General features: G+C 42.9%; 16 protein-coding genes. 7 read left to right on the top strand and 9 right to left on the bottom strand.

The window, feature by feature from the left end; all coding sequences use genetic code 11:
- Position 1: 1 nt before the first annotated feature.
- A complete protein-coding gene (locus MLE17_RS09875) occupies positions 2-562 on the top strand; it encodes a DNA-3-methyladenine glycosylase I (protein ID WP_243348628.1) in 561 nt (186 codons plus the stop codon).
- A gap of 108 nt (positions 563-670) precedes the next feature.
- Complete coding sequence (locus MLE17_RS09870; protein ID WP_243348627.1) at positions 671-1267, top strand: hypothetical protein; 597 nt, start codon at positions 671-673, stop codon at positions 1265-1267.
- A 160-nt stretch (positions 1268-1427) separates the two neighbouring features.
- Here the strand turns inward: MLE17_RS09870 and MLE17_RS09865 are convergent, their stop codons facing one another.
- The 4 genes from MLE17_RS09865 to MLE17_RS09850 form a co-directional block, all read right to left on the bottom strand.
- Entirely contained in the window at positions 1428-1643 is a 216-nt protein-coding gene (locus tag MLE17_RS09865) for a hypothetical protein (protein ID WP_243348626.1), read from the bottom strand.
- A 332-nt stretch (positions 1644-1975) separates the two neighbouring features.
- Positions 1976-2269, bottom strand: coding sequence for an MTH1187 family thiamine-binding protein (locus MLE17_RS09860; RefSeq protein WP_243348625.1), 294 nt, complete (start codon positions 2267-2269; stop codon positions 1976-1978).
- Between the two features lie 226 nt (positions 2270-2495).
- Positions 2496-4913, bottom strand: coding sequence for a sodium-translocating pyrophosphatase (locus tag MLE17_RS09855; protein WP_243348624.1), 2418 nt, complete (start codon positions 4911-4913; stop codon positions 2496-2498).
- Between the two features lie 376 nt (positions 4914-5289).
- Entirely contained in the window at positions 5290-6321 is a 1032-nt protein-coding gene (locus MLE17_RS09850) for a rhodanese-related sulfurtransferase (protein ID WP_243348623.1), read from the bottom strand.
- Positions 6322-6852: 531 nt separating this feature from the next.
- Here MLE17_RS09850 and MLE17_RS09845 point away from each other — a divergent pair.
- Positions 6853-8634 carry a biotin/lipoyl-containing protein gene (locus MLE17_RS09845; protein WP_243348622.1) on the top strand — a complete coding sequence of 594 codons (1782 nt, stop codon included), beginning with the start codon at positions 6853-6855 and terminating at the stop codon, positions 8632-8634.
- A gap of 399 nt (positions 8635-9033) precedes the next feature.
- Positions 9034-11757, top strand: a complete 2724-nt coding sequence (gene ppdK / locus MLE17_RS09840) for a pyruvate, phosphate dikinase (RefSeq protein ID WP_243348621.1) — start codon at positions 9034-9036, stop codon at positions 11755-11757.
- A 74-nt stretch (positions 11758-11831) separates the two neighbouring features.
- On the opposite strand, the gene MLE17_RS09835 is transcribed toward ppdK, so the two are convergent.
- Positions 11832-12572: a rhamnogalacturonan acetylesterase gene (locus tag MLE17_RS09835; protein ID WP_243348620.1), complete on the bottom strand. Its 741-nt coding sequence runs from the start codon at positions 12570-12572 to the stop codon at positions 11832-11834.
- A gap of 183 nt (positions 12573-12755) precedes the next feature.
- Here MLE17_RS09835 and MLE17_RS09830 point away from each other — a divergent pair, with 183 nt between their 5' ends.
- The 3 genes from MLE17_RS09830 to MLE17_RS09820 all read left to right on the top strand — a co-directional run bounded on the left by MLE17_RS09830 (position 12756) and on the right by MLE17_RS09820 (position 16846).
- Positions 12756-13226: a complex I 24 kDa subunit family protein gene (locus tag MLE17_RS09830; RefSeq protein WP_243348619.1), complete on the top strand. Its 471-nt coding sequence runs from the start codon at positions 12756-12758 to the stop codon at positions 13224-13226.
- A gap of 3 nt (positions 13227-13229) precedes the next feature.
- Positions 13230-14969: a NuoF family protein gene (locus MLE17_RS09825; protein WP_243348618.1), complete on the top strand. Its 1740-nt coding sequence runs from the start codon at positions 13230-13232 to the stop codon at positions 14967-14969.
- 155 nt (positions 14970-15124) lie between these two features.
- Complete coding sequence (locus MLE17_RS09820; protein ID WP_243348617.1) at positions 15125-16846, top strand: NADH-dependent [FeFe] hydrogenase, group A6; 1722 nt, start codon at positions 15125-15127, stop codon at positions 16844-16846.
- Between the two features lie 60 nt (positions 16847-16906).
- Here MLE17_RS09820 and MLE17_RS09815 read toward each other — a convergent pair whose 3' ends face one another.
- From MLE17_RS09815 to MLE17_RS09800, 4 genes are all read right to left on the bottom strand, one after another.
- Positions 16907-17485: an NAD(P)H-dependent oxidoreductase gene (locus MLE17_RS09815; protein WP_243348616.1), complete on the bottom strand. Its 579-nt coding sequence runs from the start codon at positions 17483-17485 to the stop codon at positions 16907-16909.
- A 40-nt stretch (positions 17486-17525) separates the two neighbouring features.
- On the bottom strand, positions 17526-18413 hold the full coding sequence (locus MLE17_RS09810; protein ID WP_243348615.1) for a DUF4249 domain-containing protein: 888 nt from the start codon (positions 18411-18413) through the stop codon (positions 17526-17528).
- Positions 18414-18456: 43 nt separating this feature from the next.
- Entirely contained in the window at positions 18457-20799 is a 2343-nt protein-coding gene (locus tag MLE17_RS09805; protein ID WP_243348614.1) for a TonB-dependent receptor, read from the bottom strand.
- Positions 20800-21001: 202 nt separating this feature from the next.
- Positions 21002-21868 (bottom strand): DUF4249 domain-containing protein, encoded by an 867-nt coding sequence (locus MLE17_RS09800; RefSeq protein ID WP_262920312.1) that lies wholly within the window; start codon positions 21866-21868, stop codon positions 21002-21004.
- Between the last annotated feature and the right edge of the window lie 10 nt (positions 21869-21878).

Below are 21878 nucleotides of genomic sequence, written 5' to 3'. Positions count from 1 at the left end.
TATGTCCTATTGCAAATACCTCGATCAGATGGATGAAGGACGAAAGTCTCTCCACAAAGACTACCACGATTATCATTACGGGTTTCCCATTCATGATGATAACGAGTTGTTTGGCCGACTTCTGCTTGAAATAAACCAGGCAGGACTGAGTTGGGAAACGATACTGAAAAAGGAATCCTCCTTCCGCAAAGCGTATGACAACTATGATATTCGCAAAATAGCTGCTTACACAGAAATGGATAGGGAACGACTTATGGCTGACTCCGGCATCATCCGCAATCGTCTCAAAATAAATGCGGCTATTGAGAATGCCAAGACGATTCTCCGGCTTCAGGAAGAATACAACTCATTTGAAAAATGGCTGGAATACAATCATCCTAAAACTAAAGAGGAGTGGACGAAGCTGTTTAAGAAAACATTCCGCTTTACCGGCGGAGAGATTGTCAATGAGTTTCTGATGAGTATCGGCTATCTGCCCGGCGCTCATGATGACGATTGTCCGGTATCTGCTGAAATTGCAAAACGAAATCCGATGTGGAAGAGCTTACGTTCTCAGGAATAAATCACATCGTATTTCTTGATTTATTCTCCAAAAAGAATTGCTTTCGGGAAGTTATTTCTGCCAGAATCTCTACCTTTGCCGCTGTTAAAATTTAATCTTAGAGATGATATGAAACAGAGAGTTCGTTTTTTGATGTTTTTATTGGCAGTTGTCTTAGTGCCAGTATTTACCAGTTGTAAGCAAGATGAAGCAACAATTAATGAGAATATTGTTGGAAACTGGAAGACAGATTCTAATCAGTGTACCTACGATGGAGGAATATTAATGAAGTATTATCAGGTTAATACTGATTCTATTGGTAAAACGATTTTGCCCGTTTTTCAGGGATGTACTATTAGTTATACGTCAGACAAAACAGGGATACTTAAATTGCCCTATTTGGGATTGACCTTCAATGATACTTACAGTGTATCCACCGGTGCGGTAACCCTGACTTTACCAACATTGGCTAATCGGTCAATTAAACTGGATGTAGCTGCAATAAGCTCTACTCAGATGACCGTTAGGATGTCAGTGTCGGATATTTCAGCGTTAATCAGTGCGGTTGATACTACAGCAAATGCAAATAATGCGGATTTGATGGCTTTGGTGAAAAGTGCAGTTCCTGCAATTTCTAAAGTTGAGTCAAAAATTGCTTCTGTTGACTTGACCGCACTGGGATTAAATCCTATGCCGAGCGTGACACTAGTCTTTAATAAAAACTGATTTTCAATACCGCAGGCTGATATCCCCGGTTGTTATTGAACGAAGAAATGCCCCTGTTGCCATTGGTTGACAGGGGCATTTCTTTTATCGGTTTTAAAGCTCAATGGTTCTGGATAGGTTTCAGTTTTTCCATTGATGGTTCTTCTTGCACAACTGGCTTCTACTTCAGAATAGTTATTTTTTCAAAACTCAGATGATGCATTACTTCCCGTAGAATCAACAGGGCAGATACAAATTCGTTATTTGCCGGTAGAATATCCTGACTTGCAGGACGACCTGTAATAATGGCCGATAACCGGTTGAATAAATGTTCGATGTTTTCCCGCAAAATAACAACCTTATCTTCTGTAATATCTGAAACAGTGAGTTTTGCCATATCCCGGATTATTGAATTTCTGGTATATAATTCAGAATGGATGGGTAATCCTTTTCGCATAGGCATAACTTCTTCTTCAACCTCTATGATTGCGTTTTCGGTTTCTGCCGGAGTTGGTGGAAACGATTGGAAGAAGCGTTAAGGTAAGCTTTGTGTTCCAATTTGCGATATAAAAGCTGAATCCGCTTCCGATATTCCGGAGATAATGATGGTTTGCCCCTCCGATATGCAGAGAAGGGATATCGGAGCTTTTGGCATGACCAGTCTTGTTACCGCATTGAATTCCTGCATTATTTCAGTAGATAGTCCGGATTTAGATATTTGCTCCATCTTTATTTCCCCCTTACGGCTTCAATCTTATGCTTCATCTGATTGCTTTTGCCTGGTTTGTTGTCAAACTTAGCCGTACAATAAATGCGTTCGGCGTCCTCTTCCAGAATGGTATTGGCTTTTGAGATAATATGCAGGCATTCATCCATTGTGTCACATTCTACAATGGTTCCCATCGGGGTTAGCTCGCTTTTATAAGGCAGAGCATCAATCATATCGACTACTTTTTTGACATATTGGCTGACATGCGCTCCCTTATCGGTCGGGAAGATCGCAAATTCCATGATTACTGACATTGCTTTTGATTTTTGAGTGAATAATAGGGTAAATATCGGGATAAATGGATAGATCCATTTCAATATACAACAAAAAAGAGGTGTTCATTTCTTTGAAAATGATAGATCGTAGCTTCTTTTAGGGAAATATTACGTTCGTGGCGGGCGTAAAACGTTCTGTCCATGTTATAAAAAAATAAGAGCCTCATACGAAATGAGACTCTTATTCAAAACTTCCAATTTCAATTTATTTCTCAATTCTCATCCGATAGAATGATCTCCATACAAATATCAGGGCTATTAACAGGAATACAATTCCCACATAGGGCGCTATTGGACGGAAGTTTGGAGAAATGGCAATCTCCATCGCCAATAAACCAAACAACGTGGTAAACTTGATAATCGGGTTCATTGCCACCGATGAGGTGTCTTTAAAGGGGTCGCCAACTGTATCACCCACAACGGTAGCGTCGTGTAGAGGAGTTCCTTTCTGCTTGAGATCCACTTCTACCACTTTCTTTGCATTGTCCCAACATCCACCGGCATTTGCCATAAAAATAGCTTGGAAAAGACCAAATACGGCAATAGAAATGAGGTAGCTAATGAAGAAGGATGCAGCCGCAAAAGCCACCTGAGGCTCAGCTCCCTCTACTTCACGACCGGAAATGAAGGCAAATGCCAGTGCAAATGAAAAGACTGCAATAAAGATATTGAACATCCCTTTTTGTGCGTATTGTGTACAGATTTTTACCACCTCTTTTGACTTTTCTGCAGAAGCTTTTTTCTCGGCATTCGGGTCAAGATTGATATTCTGGCGAATATATTCCACAGCACGGTATGCACCGACAGTTACTGCCTGAGTAGATGCACCGGTAAACCAGTAAATAACAGAACCTCCGCAGAGGAAGCCTAAAATAGTCCAGGGGTTCAGAACATTAAGAATAGTTTCGGGGGTTACTCCGAGTACTTTCTGTATAACGAGGATCAGGGAGAAGATCATGGTAGTGGCTCCAACAACAGCCGTTCCGATCAACACCGGTTTAGCTGTTGCTTTAAAGGTATTTCCTGCTCCGTCATTTGCTTCGAGGTAGTGTTTAGCTTTTTCAAAATCAGGTTTGAATCCGAACTCTTTTTCGATTTCAGCAGCAACGTTTGGTACGTCTTCTATCAAAGATAGTTCGTAAACTGATTGAGCGTTGTCGGTTACCGGGCCATAACTGTCCACAGCGATAGTTACCGGTCCCATTCCTAAAAGACCAAATGCCACTAATCCAAATGCAAAGATGGATGAATAAACCATAAATCCGCTCAATCCAACTGTGCTAAACAGGTAGGCGGTCAACATTAATGCAAAGAAGACCAGACCTTGCCAGAAAGCACTAAAGTTACCAGCTACAAATCCTGAAAGGATAGTCAGCGATGCACCACCTTCTCGGCCTGAATTTACCACCTCTTCCACATGACCTGATTTGGTGCTGGTAAAGATCTTTGTGAACTCAGGAATCAATGCTCCACCTAATGTTCCGCAACTGATGATACCAGAAAGTATTATCCAGAGGTTACAGTCTTTTGCTCCAATGGTAGAATCGGGTCCGATAAGCATGTAGCTGGCAGCAAATGTCATGACGATGGATAGGATAGAGGTTACCCAAACCAGATTGGTCAGTGGTTGCTCGAAGTCCAGATCGTCGGTATTACTATATCTGGCTTTGCTGATTCCATTATTGATCCAGAAAGATACAATGGATGTAATGATCATCAGGATACGCATGGCAAAAATCCAGGTTATCATCTCTGCCTGATATTCGGGAAAAACGCCTAAGCAGATAAATGAAATCAGTGCCACACCTGTTACTCCATAAGTCTCGAAACCGTCCGCAGTCGGGCCAACGCTATCTCCTGCATTATCACCGGTGCAATCGGCAATTACACCGGGATTTCTGGGGTCGTCTTCTCCGATTTTGAAGACCACTTTCATAAGGTCGGAACCGATATCTGCAATTTTGGTAAAGATACCTCCCGCAATACGAAGAGCAGAAGCTCCCAGGGATTCCCCAATGGCAAAACCGATAAAACAAGAACCTGCCACTTCGCGTGGGACGAAAAGAAGAATGATTAACATCATAATCAACTCCACGCAAATCAGCGCAACACCGATACTCATACCTGCATTCAATGGAATGTGAAGCAGTTTCAACGGTTTACGTTCGAGTGATGCAAAGGCCATACGACTGTTTGCCAGCGTATTCATCCGGATACCAAACCAGGCCACTCCATATGATCCAAGGATCCCGATAACCGTCCAGCTGAGAATCAATAGCACGTTACCCACGCCAGAGCCTTGCAATCCACCGAAATAGAAGGCGACGCAGGCTGCAATAAAGAGGAAGAGGATAATCAGAAACTTACCCTGTTGCAGCAAGTAAGTCTTACACGTTTCAAAAATAACGTGTGAAACATCCAGCATTGACTGGTGCGCTTTCTGATTTTTTACTTTCAGGAACTGATACAGTCCGAAAATCAGTCCTAAAAAACAAACGACAAATCCAATGGATAGAAGAGAATTCTGCGAAGCTGTAAGTTCGGGTACTTTCAGATCCGCTTCGCTGGCCATCGCTAAAAGCGGTGTAGCAAGCAGTGCAATTGACGACAATACTCTTTTCATGTTTGAAGAATTTATAGATTAGATAAAAAGGTCGAAATATGTTTTTTCGCAATTCTTCTTATTCCGGAGAAAACCGGAATCAGGTTCGATTGAGTGAAAACTCTTACATGCAAAAGTTGTAATAATCTTTTAAATATCCAACTCTTTTCCCGTGATTATTTTGCAAATATTTGAGACATTGAGCCTGATTCAGCGATTTGTTATTTTAATAATCGTGAATATGTTAAGTGTGTATGTTATTCAGCTTGTTTTGGCCATTAGCACAAAAAAAGGTAAATTCCGAAGAACTTACCGTTGATTTTAATGATGTGTTTGTTTGACTCCTTTTATCCGATATTGTCACAGTTTATTGTGTCTGATTCCCTGATAAGTCTGTTCAGGTATAGAGCTTAGGACGAAGCCGGCTTCTGAAGATCTGACTTTCCGCATATTTCTCCCTCAATTTATTGCGATATACGAAGCGTTCGGGTTCAGACAGAGAAAGTACAGACTTGCATTCATCAGAACAGCAACCGGCATGTCGGGTTGCGCACGCTTCACATTGAATAAAAAGCAAGTGACAATCGTCGTTGGCGCAGTTGGTATAGCTATCACAGGGAGTACCACATTGATGGCAATGGCCCAGTATATCTTCGGTGACCGCTTCACCCAGCCGTTCGTCAAAGACGAAATTTTTACCGATAAAGTTCGATTCGATTCCCAAACGACACATCTCGTCAGCATATGCGATGATGCCACCATGCAGTTGATTAACATCTTGAAAGCCTTTGTGACGCATGTATGCACTGGCTTTTTCGCATCGCACGCCACCGGTGCAGTACAGAAGAATCTTATGCTCTTTCTTGTCGCTCAGCTCATTTACAACCAGTTCAATTTCTTCCCTGAAAGTATCCACATCGGGGCACCACGCATTTTTAAAGCGCCCGATTGCACTCTCGTAGTGGTTGCGCATATCTACAACTATTGTATTTTCATCTTTTGACAGGCGGTGAAACTCCATCGGCGATAGGTGGCGACCGACATTTGACGGATCAAAGTCAGCATCATTCAATCCGTCAGCCACGATCTTTTTTCGTACCTTGATAATCATCTTGTGAAAAGAGTGTTTCTTTTCCTCCAGCGCCCATTTGATGGGCATGTCCTGCAGTTCGTTATAACTGTTCAGTAGAGCTTGTAGTTTTGTTTTGTTGTGTTCTGGGACATTCATCTGTGCGTTTATACCTTCACGAGCTACATAAATTCGTCCGTTACACTCCAGTTCTGTCAGTTCCTGATAGAGTTTGTTCCTAAAATCCCAGGGTTTGTCAATAGTGACATAGCGGTAAAATGAAAGTGTTTTACGCTTGAAAGTCTCTGATTCCAGTCTCTTCAGGAGTTCCTCTTTGCTGTATTTGTTATGTAAGATCATTTGCAATGTATTTAGATTGATTCAAGATTGTGTAAATGTACGCATTTCCTGTTTGGGCTAAGAAATATTAGGTGAAAAATGTAATGATTACAATTTAGCTTGTTTGAAATTCTGTTTCAGGTTATCTTTCTACCTCTTTGTTATCTGCTATTTCGGTATTTCCATATTCATATTGTCAATCGCACCTTAGGATGGTTTTATATTCGAATTTTGTCCCCTCTGATTTAGCGTTCATGATAAATGTTGAAAATCAAATTGAGATTTGATAATTATATAAGGTTGTGTGCACTTGAGAAGATTTGGCTAATTGATTACCTGGGATATATTTTTGCTGACGAGTATTGATGGTGCATGAATATCCTCTTGTTTCTTATAATATACAAATAATATCCATAATCATTGCGCACTCAAAAACGATGTGTGCAATAGATGTTTGCTTCGAAAAAATATTGAAAAATAAGCAGTTATATAGGCCTTTATTTGAATGGATTTTTTCTACTTTTGCCTTTGAAATCAACAACACTCTAACTTATGTCTCGCGAAATAAAATTTAGTTTAGTCTATCGCGATATGTGGCAATCATCGGGAAAATATGTTCCCCGTGTAGATCAGCTCACAAAAATCGCACCGGTCATCATTGATATGGGATGTTTTGCCCGCGTTGAAACCAATGGTGGCGCTTTCGAGCAGGTTAACTTGCTCTATGGTGAGAATCCGAACAAAGCTGTTCGTGATTGGACTGCTCCTTTTAATAAGGTAGGTATCCAGACACACATGCTGGAGCGTGGATTGAATGCAATCCGTATGTATCCTGTTCCTGCTGATGTTCGTCAACTTTTCTTCAAAGTTAAACAAGCACAGGGTACTAACATTGCACGTTCTTTCTGTGGGTTGAATGACAGCCGTAACCACGAACTTTCTGTGAAATACGCCAAAGAGGCAGGAATGATTTCTCAGGTTGCGCTTTGTATTACAAACTCTCCGGTTCACACTGTGGAATATTATATGGGAGTGGTAGACAATGCCGTTAAGTTTGGATGTGACGAAATCTGTCTGAAAGACATGGCCGGTATTGGTCGTCCTACTTTCCTCGCTCAATTGACTGCTTCTATCAAAAAGAAATATCCTCACATTGTTGTTCAATATCACGGTCACACTGGCCCGGGTTTCTCGGTAGCTTCAATGCTTGAAGTTGCACGTGCGGGAGCAGACTACCTTGACGTGGCTATGGAGCCGCTGTCATGGGGTATGGTTCACCCTGACGTGATCACTATTCAGGCTATGTTGAAAGCTGACGGCTTCAAAGTGCCTGATATCAACATGGAAGCTTATATGGAAGCTCGTTCTTTGACTCAGTCATTTATGGATGACTTCCTCGGTTACTTCATCGATCCGGGTAACAAACACATGACTTCGCTACTTGTTGGCTGTGGTCTGCCTGGTGGTATGATGGGCTCTATGATGGCTGACCTGAGAGGTATGCACAGTGCAATTAATATGTCTCTTCGTGCTCAAAACAAGAAAGAGGTTACATTGAACGAACTCGTAGTTCTGTTGTTCCAGGAGGTTGAATATATTTGGCCTCGCCTTGGATATCCTCCGTTGGTAACTCCATTCAGCCAGTATGTGAAAAACATTGCATTGATGAACGTAATGCACATGCTCAAAGGAGAACCACGCTGGTCAACTATCGACAAAAACGCATGGGATATGATTTTGGGTAAAACAGGTAAACTTCCGGGTGAACTTGCTCCTGAAATCCTGAAAATGGTAAAAGAACAGGGGCTCGAATTCTATGAAGGCAATCCTCAGGATGCATTCCCTAACGAGCTGGATAAATACAAAGCCGAAATGAAAGAAAACGGCTGGGATTTTGGTCAGGACGACGAAGAACTGTTGGAGCTTGCAATGCACGACCGTCAGTATCGCGACTACCGTAATGGTACTGCAAAAAAACGTTTCGAGCAGGAACTGGAAGCTGCGAAAGCAAAAGCCGGTGCGCCTATCGTAATTACCCGTCCGGTTATCGAAGTTCCAAAAGTAGATATCGAGAAAGTTACTGAGAAATTCCCGAATGCAAAACCGGTACAAGCACCTGTTCGTGGTCAGATTATCTGGCAATATGACATCCTTGATGTGAGCAAGGAGCCTAATGTGGGTGATAAGGTTAAAGCAGGAGAGCCAATCTGTTATGTACAGTCAACCTATGGTCCTGAAGCGGTAACAGCAGGTTTCGATGGTAAAATCGTTGCTACTTATCCTAAACAAGGGGAAATGGTACAGAAAGGTGAAATTGTTGCCTTTATCGAATAGGAATAGATTATTCAATTATATTGTAAAAACCCGATTCTGGTCTTTCCGGAATCGGGTTTTTCTTTATTCAGATGTCTTCTTCTTCTTCTTCTTCTTCTTCTTGCTTGGGATAAAAGTAAAACTACCTCGATTTACACTCTCGGATTCTTCTGATTATTATTCGATATTTTTGTTAATTTGAAGCGAACAAAATATCGCTACTATTGTTGTTTTTAGCTCTCTTTGTCTCGTAATATTTGCAAAATATGCTCTTTGGCATAAATATTATGGTTAATATGTGTGTAAAACATGTTTGATAATATGAATAATAAAAAAAGCGAGGAAAGGTATTTGATTTCTCAATGAAAAATATAATTTTGCGATACACGGACTTCATTAAACATTAATTCATATATTGTTATGGAAAACACAAAGAGAGTCTACACATTCGGAAACGGTAAGGCCGAAGGTAGAGCAGACATGAAGAATTTGCTTGGAGGCAAGGGTGCAAACCTGGCGGAAATGAATTTGATTGGGGTTCCAGTTCCTCCGGGTTTTACAATTACTACGGAAGTTTGTACGGAGTATAACCAAATCGGAAAAGATAAGGTTGTAAACCTGATTAAGTCAGATGTGGAAAGTGCGGTTAAGCATGTGGAAGATCTGATGGGCTGTAAGTTTGGAGATAAGAAAAACCCGTTGTTAGTGTCTGTCCGTTCAGGGGCTCGTGTTTCCATGCCCGGTATGATGGATACGGTACTCAATCTGGGTCTGAATGATGAAGTAGTTAAAGGTATTGCGAAAAAATCCGGAAATGAACGTTTTGCATGGGATTCATACCGTCGTTTCGTTCAGATGTATGGTGATGTGGTATTGGGGATGAAGCCTAAAAGCAAAGAAGATATTGATCCGTTTGAAGAAATTATGGAAGAATTGAAGCTTTCGCGCGGAGTTCACTCTGATACAGAGCTACCTGTGGATGCGCTTCAGATTCTAGTCAAACGTTTTAAAGCTGCCGTATTGGAGGTAACAGGGAAGAGTTTTCCTGATGATCCGTGGGAGCAGCTTTGGGGGGCTATCTGTGCTGTATTTGACAGCTGGATGAACCCTCGTGCCATTTATTACCGGAAAATGCACAAAATTCCCGAAGAGTGGGGTACAGCAGTGAATGTCCAGGCCATGGTTTATGGAAATATGGGTGTTCATTCGGCAACCGGAGTTGCTTTTACCCGTGATGCCGCTACAGGCGAGAATATTTTCAATGGAGAATATCTGATTAATGCACAGGGTGAAGATGTGGTTGCGGGTATCCGTACTCCTCAGCAGATTACGCTTGAAGGTTCACGCCGTTGGGCTGCTTTACAGAATATTTCCGAAGAGGAACGTTCTCATATTTATCCTTCACTGGAAGAGGCGATGCCCGAATGTGCAAAAGACCTTTTTGATATTGAAAAGAAGCTGGAGGACTATTTTAAAGATATGCAGGATATTGAGTTTACCATACAAGACGGTAAACTGTGGTTGCTGCAAACTCGTAACGGCAAACGTACCGGTGCAGCGATGGTGAAAATAGCGATGGACTTACTTCGTGAAGGTAAAATTGACGAGCCAACCGTACTGAAACGCATCGAACCCAACAAGCTGGACGAATTACTCCACCCGGTTTTTGATAAAAAAGCAATTAAAGCCGCTAAGGTTATCGCTAAAGGGCTACCGGCTTCTCCGGGAGCTGCAACCGGAAAAATCGTTTTCTTTGCTGACGAGGCTGCTGCCTGGGCTGCTCAGCGCAAGAAAGTAATCTTGGTGCGTATCGAGACTTCGCCTGAAGATCTTGCCGGAATGGATGCTGCTCAGGGTATTTTGACTGCACGTGGAGGTATGACATCTCATGCTGCTGTGGTTGCCCGTGGTATGGGAAAATGTTGTGTTTCCGGTGCCGGTGATATTAAGATTGACTACCGCAACCGCATTGTTACAATGGCCGGAAAAGTCTATAATGAAGGAGACTGGATTTCATTGAATGGTTCAACGGGAGAGGTATATGACGGACAGATTCAAACTGCAGATGCCGAATTGGCTGGTGACTTTGGTGAGATTATGAGCTTAAGTGATAAATACACCAGAATGCACGTTCGCACAAACGCTGATACACCTCACGATGCTTTGGTCGCTCAAAAGTTTGGTGCAAAAGGAATCGGACTGTGCCGTACTGAGCACATGTTCTTTGAAGGTGCACGTATCAAGGCTATGCGTGAGATGATTCTTTCCAAAACAACGGAAGGTCGCATTGAAGCTTTGAAAAAACTACTTCCGATGCAACGTGGAGACTTCGAAGGTATCTTCCGTGCTATGGATGGCTATGGGGTGACTATTCGTCTGTTAGATCCGCCTTTGCATGAATTTGTACCTCATCAATTGGCAACACAGAAAGACCTGGCTGATGAAATGGGTATTTCACTGGAAGAGGTAAAACTGGCTTGCGATAGTTTGGAGGAATTCAACCCGATGCTGGGCCACCGTGGTTGTCGTTTGGGTAACACTTATCCTGAAATTACGGAAATGCAGGCACGGGCAATCATTGAGGCCGCACTCAACGTCAAGGCAGAAGGTGTTGATGTCTATCCTGAAATCATGGTACCTCTTGTTGGTGTAGTTGAAGAGCTTAAAGTTCAAACGGATATTATCCACCGTACAGCTCAGCAGGTTTTTGCAGAAAAAGGAACAACTATTGAATATAAAGTGGGGACTATGATTGAAGTTCCACGTGCTGCGGTTACCGCTGACAGGATTGCAAATATTGCAGAGTTCTTCTCTTTTGGAACTAATGACCTAACTCAGATGACTTTTGGTTATTCTCGGGATGATGCCGGTAAGTTTCTGAAGATCTATCAGGATTTGGGTATTCTAAAGAATGATCCGTTTGAAATCCTGGATCAGGAAGGCGTTGGGTCATTAATCAAAATGGCGGTGGAAAAAGGTCGCAGTGCAAAAGATAAACTCAAAGTTGGTATTTGTGGAGAGCATGGAGGTGAACCTTCATCAGTGAAATTCTGCCACACCGTTGGCATGGATTATGTGAGTTGTTCTCCTTTCCGGGTGCCGATTGCGCGGGTTGCTGCTGCGCAGGCTGCTTTGGAGAACTGATTAAGTAATTGTGAGTATTAAACGAGGGTGTCATTTATGGCATCCTCGTTTTTTTACTACAAATTGCGGGTCAACTATTTTATCTTCTTAGATAAAGGAATATTCAGGTTTTTAATCTCATCTGCAATCAGTTTTGCAATCGTATTTGCTCCAAAATCATTGAGATGCGTGTCGTCTTTTTTACCCTCTGGATAATTAGGATTGGATCCCGGTTCAATGTGAAGGTAAAGTTTTTTTGAGCCCTCGGGGCCATATTGAATCAATAACTTCTCCGTCAATAATTGAGCATCAATCAGTGGTGTCCCGGTTTCTTTCGCCAGATCACGCGCAGCTTGCGGATATTCTCCATGGCTGTTGGTCAATACTCCTTTGTCATTGAAACTGCGGCGGGATATGGATGTCAGCAATATCGGATTGGCTTTCTTTGAGCGGGTTTCATTGATGAATTTGCGTAAATTATCCTTGTAAGTGGTATGTGGGTTGGTATATCGGGTCGAATCTTCGCTTTTCTCATCATTGTGTCCAAACTGAATCAGCACATAATCTCCCTTTTTCAAAGCGTCAAACACCTTTTTCCATTCTCCTTCATTGATAAAACTTTTTGAGCTTCGTCCATTCAATCCACGATCGTAGATCTTGGCTGATTTATCCAGGTATAAATACAATTTTTCGGCCCACCCCGTTTCGGGTCGTTTATTCTCTTGCTTTTGAGCCATCGTTGAATCGCCGATTGTATAGATCGAAATAGACTTCCCCGATGTGCAGGATGTTAGAAGAAGAGAGGCAAGAACCAGTGTAAAGAATATTTGTTTCATCGTTTTTACTAATAATTTTCTGGTGAATATGTTTTTTCGATTACAAAGAAAGATAGAATCTGAGGTTACCATGTTTATTTTTTAGCTTATTACGGGGGAAAAATTGATTAATCCCCAACCTGAAACAGAACTTGATTGTTCTAAATAAAGAAGAGAACCCTTTGTTTGACCAGAATTGCGATCATGAATAAAAGCTTGTCGGAAATATTTAATTCATATCCGAATCCTTCCCCGGATCTGTTGATTCCCTTGCTTCAGGATATTCAGGAAATGGAAGGTTATCTTCCTCATGATATTTTGAAGGAGGTAAGTCGTTTTCTGAATGTTCCGATGAGCAGTATCTACGGTGTTGCCACTTTTTACAATCAATTTCGGCTGCACCCACCCGGAAAATACCACATACAGGTGTGTCGGGGAACGGCTTGTCACGTTTATGGATCGACCGATCTGATGGGAATTCTTCTACAAGAATTGGACATCAATGTGGGGCAGACAACTTCCGATGGACTATTTAGCCTTGAGATTGTTTCTTGCATTGGCGTTTGCGGATTAGCCCCGATACTCACCATTAACGGAGAGGTGTACCCCAAAGTTACAGCAGAGAATATACTACAGATTTTGTCTGACCTCCGGTCGAAAGCCAATAATAAGTAAGCCATGAATGCAACGATATACATTGGAAGCGGAACCTGCGGATTGGGAGCTGGCGCTGCTCGCACAGAGGCGGTTATCCGGCGGTTTGTCCGGGAGCATAATCTTACCGTTGAAATCGTTCCGGTCGGTTGTGTCGGACTCTGCTCTTCCGAACCAATTATTGATGTGAAAATGGTGGGTAAGTCCCGCATTTCCTTTGAACGTGTAACTGAAGATAATGTGATTGCCCTTCTGGAGCCTTTGTTGCTTCATGAGCAACTGCCGGATTCCCATATTCTGGGACAATATCGCGACCGTCGGTGTGAGCATTGGGTAAATGTCCCTTATCTGGACCAACATCCTTTCTTTGCTCGCCAAAAAAGAATTGTCCTGCAAAATTGCGGAGTGATTAATCCGGAAGATATACATGATTATTTCGATAAAGGCGGTTATAAAACCCTGAAGAAAGTTTTGAGGGAAAAGGCTCCTGACGAGGTATGCGAAATTGTCCTGCAAAGCGGTTTGCGTGGCAGGGGTGGAGGCGGATTTCCGACCGGAGCCAAGTGGGAAATGATGCTGGCCAAAACCGACAAGGAAAAATACCTCGTCTGTAATGCTGATGAAGGCGACCCCGGAGCTTTTATGGACCGGGCGGTTATCGAGGGCGACCCTCACCGTATGCTCGAAGGCATGGCTATTGCCGCTTTTGCTACAGGTGCGACTAAAGGATTTGTTTATATCCGTGCCGAATATCCATTGGCTACGTTGCGTTTAGCGAAGGCTATTGTTCAGGCAGAGGCGGCAGGAGCTTTGGGTAAAAACATTTTCGGTACTGGATTTAACTTTGATATCGTTATCCGCAAAGGTGCCGGCGCTTATGTTTGTGGCGAAGAGACCGCATTGATGAGCAGTATCGAAGGATTACGTGGAATGCCTTATCCGCGTCCTCCATTTCCCGTAGAGAAGGGGATCTTCGGAAAACCTACCGTGATAAATAATGTGGAGACCTTTGCAAATGTGCCGGATATTTTGGCTCACGGTGCAGAGTGGTTTAGCACGATAGGTACGGATAAGAGTAAGGGCACGAAGGTATTTGCGCTATCGGGAAAAGTAAAATATACCGGTCTGGTGGAAATCCCAATGGGAACATCCGTGCGGGAAATTATCTACGACATTGGCGGTGGCACTCCCAATGGAAAAGAATTTAAGGCGGTACAAATGGGAGGGCCTTCCGGCGGTTGCGTCAACAAAGAGAACCTGGATATTCAGGTGGACTATGATTCGTTGCTTTCCATCGGGGCAATGATGGGCTCCGGAGGAATGGTGGTGATGGATGAAGATACCTGCATGGTGGATATTGCGAAGTTTTTCATGTCGTTTATCACGCGTGAAAGTTGTGGAAAATGTACGCCTTGTCGCGAAGGTACCCGCCAGCTACTGCACATGCTGGAGGTCATAACCTCCCTACCTTGCACAGATAGCGAGGAAGAACAGGTATATCGCCATTCTTTGCTTGAAAAAATGGAACGTTTGTGCAGAGTGATTAAGGACGCCTCGCTGTGCGGACTCGGAGCTGCTGCTCCCAATTCTGCATTGAGTACGCTGCGTTGGTTTCGACAAGAATATGAAGAGCATATAACTGAATTTCACTGCCGGGCAGGAGTTTGCCCTCTGGATAATAAGCTTCCTCAGGTAAATAATGCGTCCGACTCATCGGAATCACCCAACGAGCCTTCGGGCAATGATTCCGACACGTCGGAATGATGGATTTTGGGCTGGGGAAGCTTTCCGACGCGTCGGAATCTTTGCCTGAGCCCTCGGAGAAGGTTTCCGACATGTCGGAATGTCCGCCTGAAAGCTGGGCTGACTTTCCGACGCGTCGGACGATATGACAGTCTTTTTAATTAAAACGAACGACTATGTTTTCCATCGAAATAAATAACCGGATATACGATTGCAATGCCGGAGAGACAATTCTAGATGTCTTGCGGCGCAATCAGATACAGGTGCCTACTTTCTGCTTCCTGAAAGGACATTCCCCAACGGGGGCCTGTCGCATGTGTGTGGTCGAGATTGAGGGGCGACGAAATCTTGCGGCCTCCTGCAGCGAACCGGTGGTGGAAGGCATGAAGATAAAAACGCATTCCCCCCGGGTGGTAGAAGCCCGTGAGACTATTCTGGAATTGCTTCTGGCAAATCACCCTAATGATTGTCTTTTCTGTGAAAAGTCTGGCCATTGCGAGTTTCAGAAGATAACCAATCAATATGAAGTGATGCGGGGGGCATTTCCTCGTCTTGATGAATTAAAGGCAATAGATGACTCCAGTCCTTCGATAATAAGAGACCCGAATAAATGTATTCTTTGCGGACGATGTGTTTTGGTATGCCGGGAAGTGGAGGGCGTTGCAGCCATTGACCGGACGGGGCGTGGAGGGCAAACGGTAATTGCTTCGTCCGGACTGATACCACAGGGACTTTCCCGTTGTATCAATTGCGGACAATGCGTATTGGTGTGCCCGACCGGAGCATTAACCGAAAGCAGTGAAATCCCGGAGGTACTCAAAGCGTTACAAGATCCTACAAAGAAGGTGGTGGCTCAATATGCCCCATCGGTGACCATCAGCCTGGCTGAAGAGTTTAATCTTCCTGCCGGAACAGACCTGAATGGCGTCCTCAATGCCGCATTGCGGAAAATGGGATTTTACCGGGTGTTTGATACCTCTTTTACTGCCGACCTGACCATTCTGGAAGAGTCGGCAGAATTGATTGAGCGGGTTACCAAAGGAGGAAAACTCCCTATGATTACCAGTTGCTGTCCGGGCTGGGTGAAATTTGCAGAGGAGTTTTATCCGGAATTATTACCACATCTCTCCACCTGCAAATCCCCGCAAATGATGATGGGCGCGATGATTAAAAGCTACTGGGCGGAAAAAGAACGCGTTCCGTTGGACGCGATTTACTCGGTCTCCTTTATGCCCTGTACGGCGAAGAAATTTGAAAAGGGTAGGGGCGAAATGAAGCGCGAGGAGCGGCAGGATGTCGATTCCGTACTGACGACACGTGAGCTGATTAAGCTGATTCATTTTTTCGGCATAGAGATGGATAAACTGACACCGGAAGATACCGATCCGCCGTTTGGACAACGAAGTACAGCGGGTAAAATCTTCGGTGCATCGGGTGGTGTGATGGAGGCTGCTTTGCGCACTGCGTATGAGAAAATTACCGGTGAAAATATGACTGATCTCACCATTTCCGCCGTACGTGGACTCGAAGGTGTGAAAGAAGCATTAATGAAAATTGGAAATACGGAAGTGAAGATCGGAGTGGTCAGTGGTTTGAAGAACGTGAAACACTTTCTTGAAGAGGTTAAAAACGGAACATCTGATTTGCAGTTTATCGAGGTGATGGCTTGCCCCGGTGGTTGTATCAACGGAGGTGGACAACCAGTAGAGCAGGAGACAGACACATTGATCGCAAGGATGCGTGCACTTTATACCATAGACAAGCAGGAAAACCTGCGTACTTCCCATGAAAATCCGTTTATTCAGCAATTGTACCGGGAATATCTGGGAGAACCGTTAAGTGAAAAAAGCCATCATTTACTCCATACCCGGTATCTGGATCGAAGTGATTTGGAATAAAAAGTAAACGAGGCATTTGAATCATTCCAAATGCCTCGTTTGCTTTTTAATTAAGTTATATCATTTCAATAAATGACCAAGTTGTTCCGCCTTTTGTAACATTTTCTCTCTTTGGTCTGTGCTGGAGGTTTTCATTAATCCGAAAGTAGTAACCTTAACGGGTTTTACTCCGCAGAACTCCAGCGTGCATTTCTTCATCGCTTTCAGTCCTGGACTTCCGTTTATTAACCGGTAGTACCAGGTTGGAGCGTCCATTGTTACAATGAGTCGTGCCGTTTTGCCTTTAAGCAATTTCTTGTATTTATAGGAATCAGGTTTAGTATCAAACGTAAATCCGGGCAGGAAGACCCGGTCAATAAATCCTTTGAGCAGAGCCGGAAAGGTGCTCCACCAGCAGGGATAAATAAAAACGAGGTGATCGCTCGACTCTATTTCATAAACAACGTCCATCAAATCAGGTTCCAGCTCAGTGCGGGTATTATAACCATGCCTTAGAATCGGATCAAACTTTAATTCGGACAAATGTATGGTGTTGCAAGTTGCTCCGGCTTTTTTCGCTCCCATTTCATACCGTTCGGAGAGGGCGGTTGAGAAACTGTCTTTCTCCGGATTTCCATTGATAATCAGTATCTTTTTCATAACAGTAGGTATTAGGCTTAGTATTTTGGGAAATCTATTTTTATTGTTTCTCTTTGTATATCGTCTGTTTCCAGGCGACTGAGTAAGCGGCAAAATAACCTCTGGCTCCTTTGCCGTCTTGACTCAATGGGAAAGCTCGTTTTATGTTTGTACGGATGTTTGCGGGTTGGCCTCCGAAAAGAGGATTGCGCCCCCGGTATTCATCCACAACTTCGTTGATATAACTGAGATAGTCCTTGGTGATTCCACACATTTCCACTTTAATCGTATCTCCGGGTGTTACATTCTCATCCGGTTTTTCTTTGGGAAAGAGATACATTACAGATTCGTTTTTAAGATATTTGCCATTAAAAAACTGATCATCCGTAATTCCCCATTCATCAATACTATCTGAAAGACAAATCCCGTTTTTCCAGTTGCGGAACAGGTAATAATTTGTTTCATTAGCCGGATCCTGCATAGATATTCTCACTGCAAAAGCATTCTGGTAAAAGACCTGTTTTTTCTCAACACTCATTGAGTCAATCCGGGGAACGTTATTCAGATAGCAGGAAGATGTGTAGATCTCTTTTGTGCTGTCATTATTGATATCAACATTTGATATATTCAACGTATAAGTATGGCCGGCAACGCCATAATAATTTGCAGGAGTAAGATAATTTCCCTTTTGGAGAGGATCTTCCGTCAGGATAATCTCATTCGTTCCATCGGAAAGAGTCACTGTGGCACCAGTTACACACCCGGCTTGCTGATTGGAAAAGTAGTAGGCTGTCCTCTTTAAAGTTATAATATGAGCCAGAGTGTCGGTGGTAATAGCTCCTTCCACCACAAGTTCGGGATCGGTACTGCCAAGGATTATTTTGATTTCCTCCGTACATGATGTTAACAGTGCTATCCCTACTAATAATAACGAATATATAGACTTCATAGTTTTGCTAATTTGTTAAATGTCAGGTTGCTCTATCGTTAAATCAGAATTTGAAATTATAGGTCACGGAAGGGATAAACGTGAATAAATAGGTCATTTCCGCTTTAGTTTTATAAGGATTATCCTGATCTCCTGTAAAGTTGATTGCCCAGGCATTTTTATGAGCGTAGATATTGTAAACTGAGAAGTTCCATTCTCCTTCCCATAAGCGTTTTTTCTTTTTTGTTGGTTTATAGGTCAATGAAACGTCCAATCTGTGATAATCGGGCATTCGGTATTCATTGCGGTTGGAGTAAACAGGAACGATTACGCTACCCACATTCATCCGGGCAACAGGGTAGGTAACTGGTTGTCCCGAAGCATAGACGAAATTTGCTCCCAACGAATATTTTTCATTAAAATCATGATTGGCAACGATGTACACAGTATGCGGCCTGTCATATGGGGCTACGTAGCTATTGTTGTTATTTACTCCATCAATAGTCCTGACGGAATGTGAATATGCATAGCTTATCCATCCTGTTGTAGAGCCTTTTGTCTTTTGCAAAAGAAATTCGGCTCCGTAAGCGTGTGATCTCCCGAAGCGTAGTTCTCCATCCAGCTTTTTATTGAGTAATAATTGCGCGTGGTCACGAAAGTCGATTGTATTATGCATATCCTTGTAAAACAGTTCAACGGAAGCTTCAACTGAATTATCCAGGAAATTATGAAAATAGCCTGCTGCAAACTGGTCACAGGTTTGTGGCTTAACATTGGGACTGGCGGTAAACCAAAGATCAAGAGGTGTGCCGGCTGTTGAATTGGAGGCCATCTGCAGAAACTGATTGGTCCGGGAATAATTGGCTTTAACCGAAGAATGAGCATCCAGCTGGTATGTTACTCCGGCGCGGGGTGAAAGCCGGACAAACGTTTTTATAAACCGGCCATTTCCATAAACTGTAGAATCGGTAGAGTTATAGATCTCGTCATAATGATAAATCGTAGAGGCTCCTACGTTTGAGAAAACATTTAATCGAAGACCCGCTTTTACCGATAACCTATCCGATAATTTAAAGTCTCCGGAGGTGTAAATGGCTTGTTCCAGTGCGTTATTATCCGGCAAAATATAGGGGTCATAACTTGTTGTACCACCAGATGATATTACGGTGCCCGGGCTCAGTTTGTGGAATGTACTTTGATATCCAAATTTGTAGGTTGCTTCTGGTGATTTATAGTATGAAAAATCATACTTTAACCCAAAGTCGCGCATTTTATAGCGCCATTCGAAGTTGCTCTCATCGCTCATACTCGATTCCAGTCCATAGCGGTAATTACAATAAATCAGCGATAGGTTAGTGAACAGATTTTTTGAGTAAAGGTGGTTCCATCTGACGGAGAAAGTACTGTTCCCAAAGTCAAAACCGGCATCTTTATTCCTGAAAACGTCTTGTCCGAGATAGCCGGAAATGAAAAGTCGGTTATTATCGTCAAAGCGATGGCTTACCTTGGCATTAAAGTCGTAGAAGTAAAGCTGATTATCCCGGATCTTTTCGTCCTTGGATAGCTTCAGAAAAAGGTCGGCATACGTGCGTCGGGCAGAGACGATAAAGGAGGTTTTGTCTTTGTTGATGGGGCCTTCCAGTGTTAACCGGCTTGAAATCGTTCCGATACCTCCGCTGCCAGACAGCTTTTTCGAGTTTCCGTCTTTCATATTCACCTCCAGAAGCGATGATAGTCGCCCGTCGTAGGTTGCCGGAACATCCCCTTTATACAAAGTCAGATTCTTGATGGCATCATTATTAAAGACCGAAAAGAAACCCATCAAATGAGAGGCGTTATATACTGTTGCTTCATCGAGGATAATCAGGTTCTGGTCAATACCACCACCACGGACACTGAAACTCGAAGTTCCTTCACCGGCTGAAACCACCCCGGGAAGCAACTGGATAGCCTTAATCAGATCCACTTCACCCATAAGCGCCGGGATCTTACGGATAGTACCGATTTCAATTTTCTGTGCACTCATCTCATTTCGTTTCACATTAGCGTCTTTGCGGTCGGCTGTTACGGTTACTTCCTGAAGACTGCGTGTATCAGGGGTAAGTTCCACGTTCATACGGGTACTGACATCCAGCGTGACTTTTTTCGTTACAGTCTTGTATCCTACATAGTTGAAATCAATCTCATAAGTTCCTTGGGGGAGTTTAAGCGAATAAAATCCATAGTTGTTTGTTACTACGCCTATTCCTTTCCCTTTGATTGAAATGGTCGCGCCTATAAGCACCTCTCCGTTGGTATTATCTTTCACATATCCGTTCAGGCTGACTTTTTCTCCCGGATTTGTTGCATATATCAATGATACAAATCCGATAAAAAGAGTCAGTATTATGCTTTTCTTTGCTTTCATAAACTGCTATTTGTGTTTGCGGCGGCAAAGATGCGAATTAAGCATTTCTCTTTTTATTCAATTCAGATAAAAGGGAGAAAATCGGCTATGAAAAAAGGAATTCAGAAGATAAAAGTTGCGGAAAAGTCCATTCAAAGCAACAATATTCGATAATGCAGACAAGAAAAACCCCCATCAGGTGATTTACTGATAGGGGATTAATTCACTTTGGCGCTTTGTAAATTTTCTTTTTCCAGAATACAGAATAAGCGGCAAAATAGCCTCTGGCACCGGTTTCTCCGACATCAAGTGGGGGCGAAGTTCGGATAACATTCGTACGAATGTTGGCCGGTTGGCTGCCAAACATTGGATTTTGTCCCCGGTAAGCCTCGATAGCTTCACGGATAAAGTTGAAATAATCTTTGGTAATTCCGCAGGCTTCAAGTTTAACGGTATTATTGTCGCGGATGTACTGCTTATGCCTGAATCGGGGGAAAAGATAAATCTTCAGGTCATTGGTCATGAATTCCGGACTGAAGAAGTTATCGTCTGTAATATTCCATAAAATAATACTATCAGTGACAAGAGAATCATTTTTCCAGACCCGAAACAGATAATAGTTTGTTTCCTCTGGAGGGTCTTTCAGATAAACCTGTATAACAAAAGCATCTTCATAAACCATTTTTCTTTTAGTGATCGTAAACGAATCGACCGGGGCAATCGAATTTAGTTTACAAGAAGCTGTGTAAGTTTCAGAAATGCCATCTTTGTTGGCATCTACATTACTAATGTTAATAGTATAGATTTGTCCTTTCACTCCGAAGTAATTTGAAGGTGTCATATAAATACCGGCGCTATCCGGATCTTCTTTCATTTGAATCTTATGAGTCTCATGTGTCTCAGCATTGCTGTCGGAAAGCATAACTATGGCATCGGAGATACGTTCTGCTTTTTGATTTGAAAAATAATCAGCAGTTCTTTTCAGAATTATCTTATGAGCCATAGTATCAGTCGTGATAACTCCTTCCACAATCAGTTGCGGATCCATACTGCCCAGATTGACATTAATGAATTTCGTACAGGAACCCATTATTATAAAT

This window comes from Parabacteroides sp. FAFU027 (assembly GCF_022808675.1).
Classification (GTDB): Bacteria; Bacteroidota; Bacteroidia; order Bacteroidales; family UBA7332; genus CAXXIC01.
Note: the sequence above shows the minus strand (reverse complement) of the source record. Positions and strands in the feature narration are given on the sequence as shown.

Bases quoted from the DNA above. Each gene is read 5' to 3' on its own strand.
- MLE17_RS09875 (WP_243348628.1), top strand. From the start codon at position 2: ATGTCCTATTGCAAATACCTCGATCAGATGGATGAAGGACGAAAGTCT.
- MLE17_RS09870 (WP_243348627.1), top strand. From the start codon at position 671: ATGAAACAGAGAGTTCGTTTTTTGATGTTTTTATTGGCAGTTGTCTTA.
- MLE17_RS09865 (WP_243348626.1), bottom strand. From the start codon at position 1,643: ATGGCAAAACTCACTGTTTCAGATATTACAGAAGATAAGGTTGTTATT.
- MLE17_RS09860 (WP_243348625.1), bottom strand. From the start codon at position 2,269: ATGTCAGTAATCATGGAATTTGCGATCTTCCCGACCGATAAGGGAGCG.
- MLE17_RS09855 (WP_243348624.1), bottom strand. From the start codon at position 4,913: ATGAAAAGAGTATTGTCGTCAATTGCACTGCTTGCTACACCGCTTTTA.
- MLE17_RS09850 (WP_243348623.1), bottom strand. From the start codon at position 6,321: ATGATCTTACATAACAAATACAGCAAAGAGGAACTCCTGAAGAGACTG.
- MLE17_RS09845 (WP_243348622.1), top strand. From the start codon at position 6,853: ATGTCTCGCGAAATAAAATTTAGTTTAGTCTATCGCGATATGTGGCAA.
- ppdK (WP_243348621.1), top strand. From the start codon at position 9,034: ATGGAAAACACAAAGAGAGTCTACACATTCGGAAACGGTAAGGCCGAA.
- MLE17_RS09835 (WP_243348620.1), bottom strand. From the start codon at position 12,572: ATGAAACAAATATTCTTTACACTGGTTCTTGCCTCTCTTCTTCTAACA.
- MLE17_RS09830 (WP_243348619.1), top strand. From the start codon at position 12,756: ATGAATAAAAGCTTGTCGGAAATATTTAATTCATATCCGAATCCTTCC.
- MLE17_RS09825 (WP_243348618.1), top strand. From the start codon at position 13,230: ATGAATGCAACGATATACATTGGAAGCGGAACCTGCGGATTGGGAGCT.
- MLE17_RS09820 (WP_243348617.1), top strand. From the start codon at position 15,125: ATGTTTTCCATCGAAATAAATAACCGGATATACGATTGCAATGCCGGA.
- MLE17_RS09815 (WP_243348616.1), bottom strand. From the start codon at position 17,485: ATGAAAAAGATACTGATTATCAATGGAAATCCGGAGAAAGACAGTTTC.
- MLE17_RS09810 (WP_243348615.1), bottom strand. From the start codon at position 18,413: ATGAAGTCTATATATTCGTTATTATTAGTAGGGATAGCACTGTTAACA.
- MLE17_RS09805 (WP_243348614.1), bottom strand. From the start codon at position 20,799: ATGAAAGCAAAGAAAAGCATAATACTGACTCTTTTTATCGGATTTGTA.
- MLE17_RS09800 (WP_262920312.1), bottom strand. From the start codon at position 21,868: ATGGGTTCCTGTACGAAATTCATTAATGTCAATCTGGGCAGTATGGAT.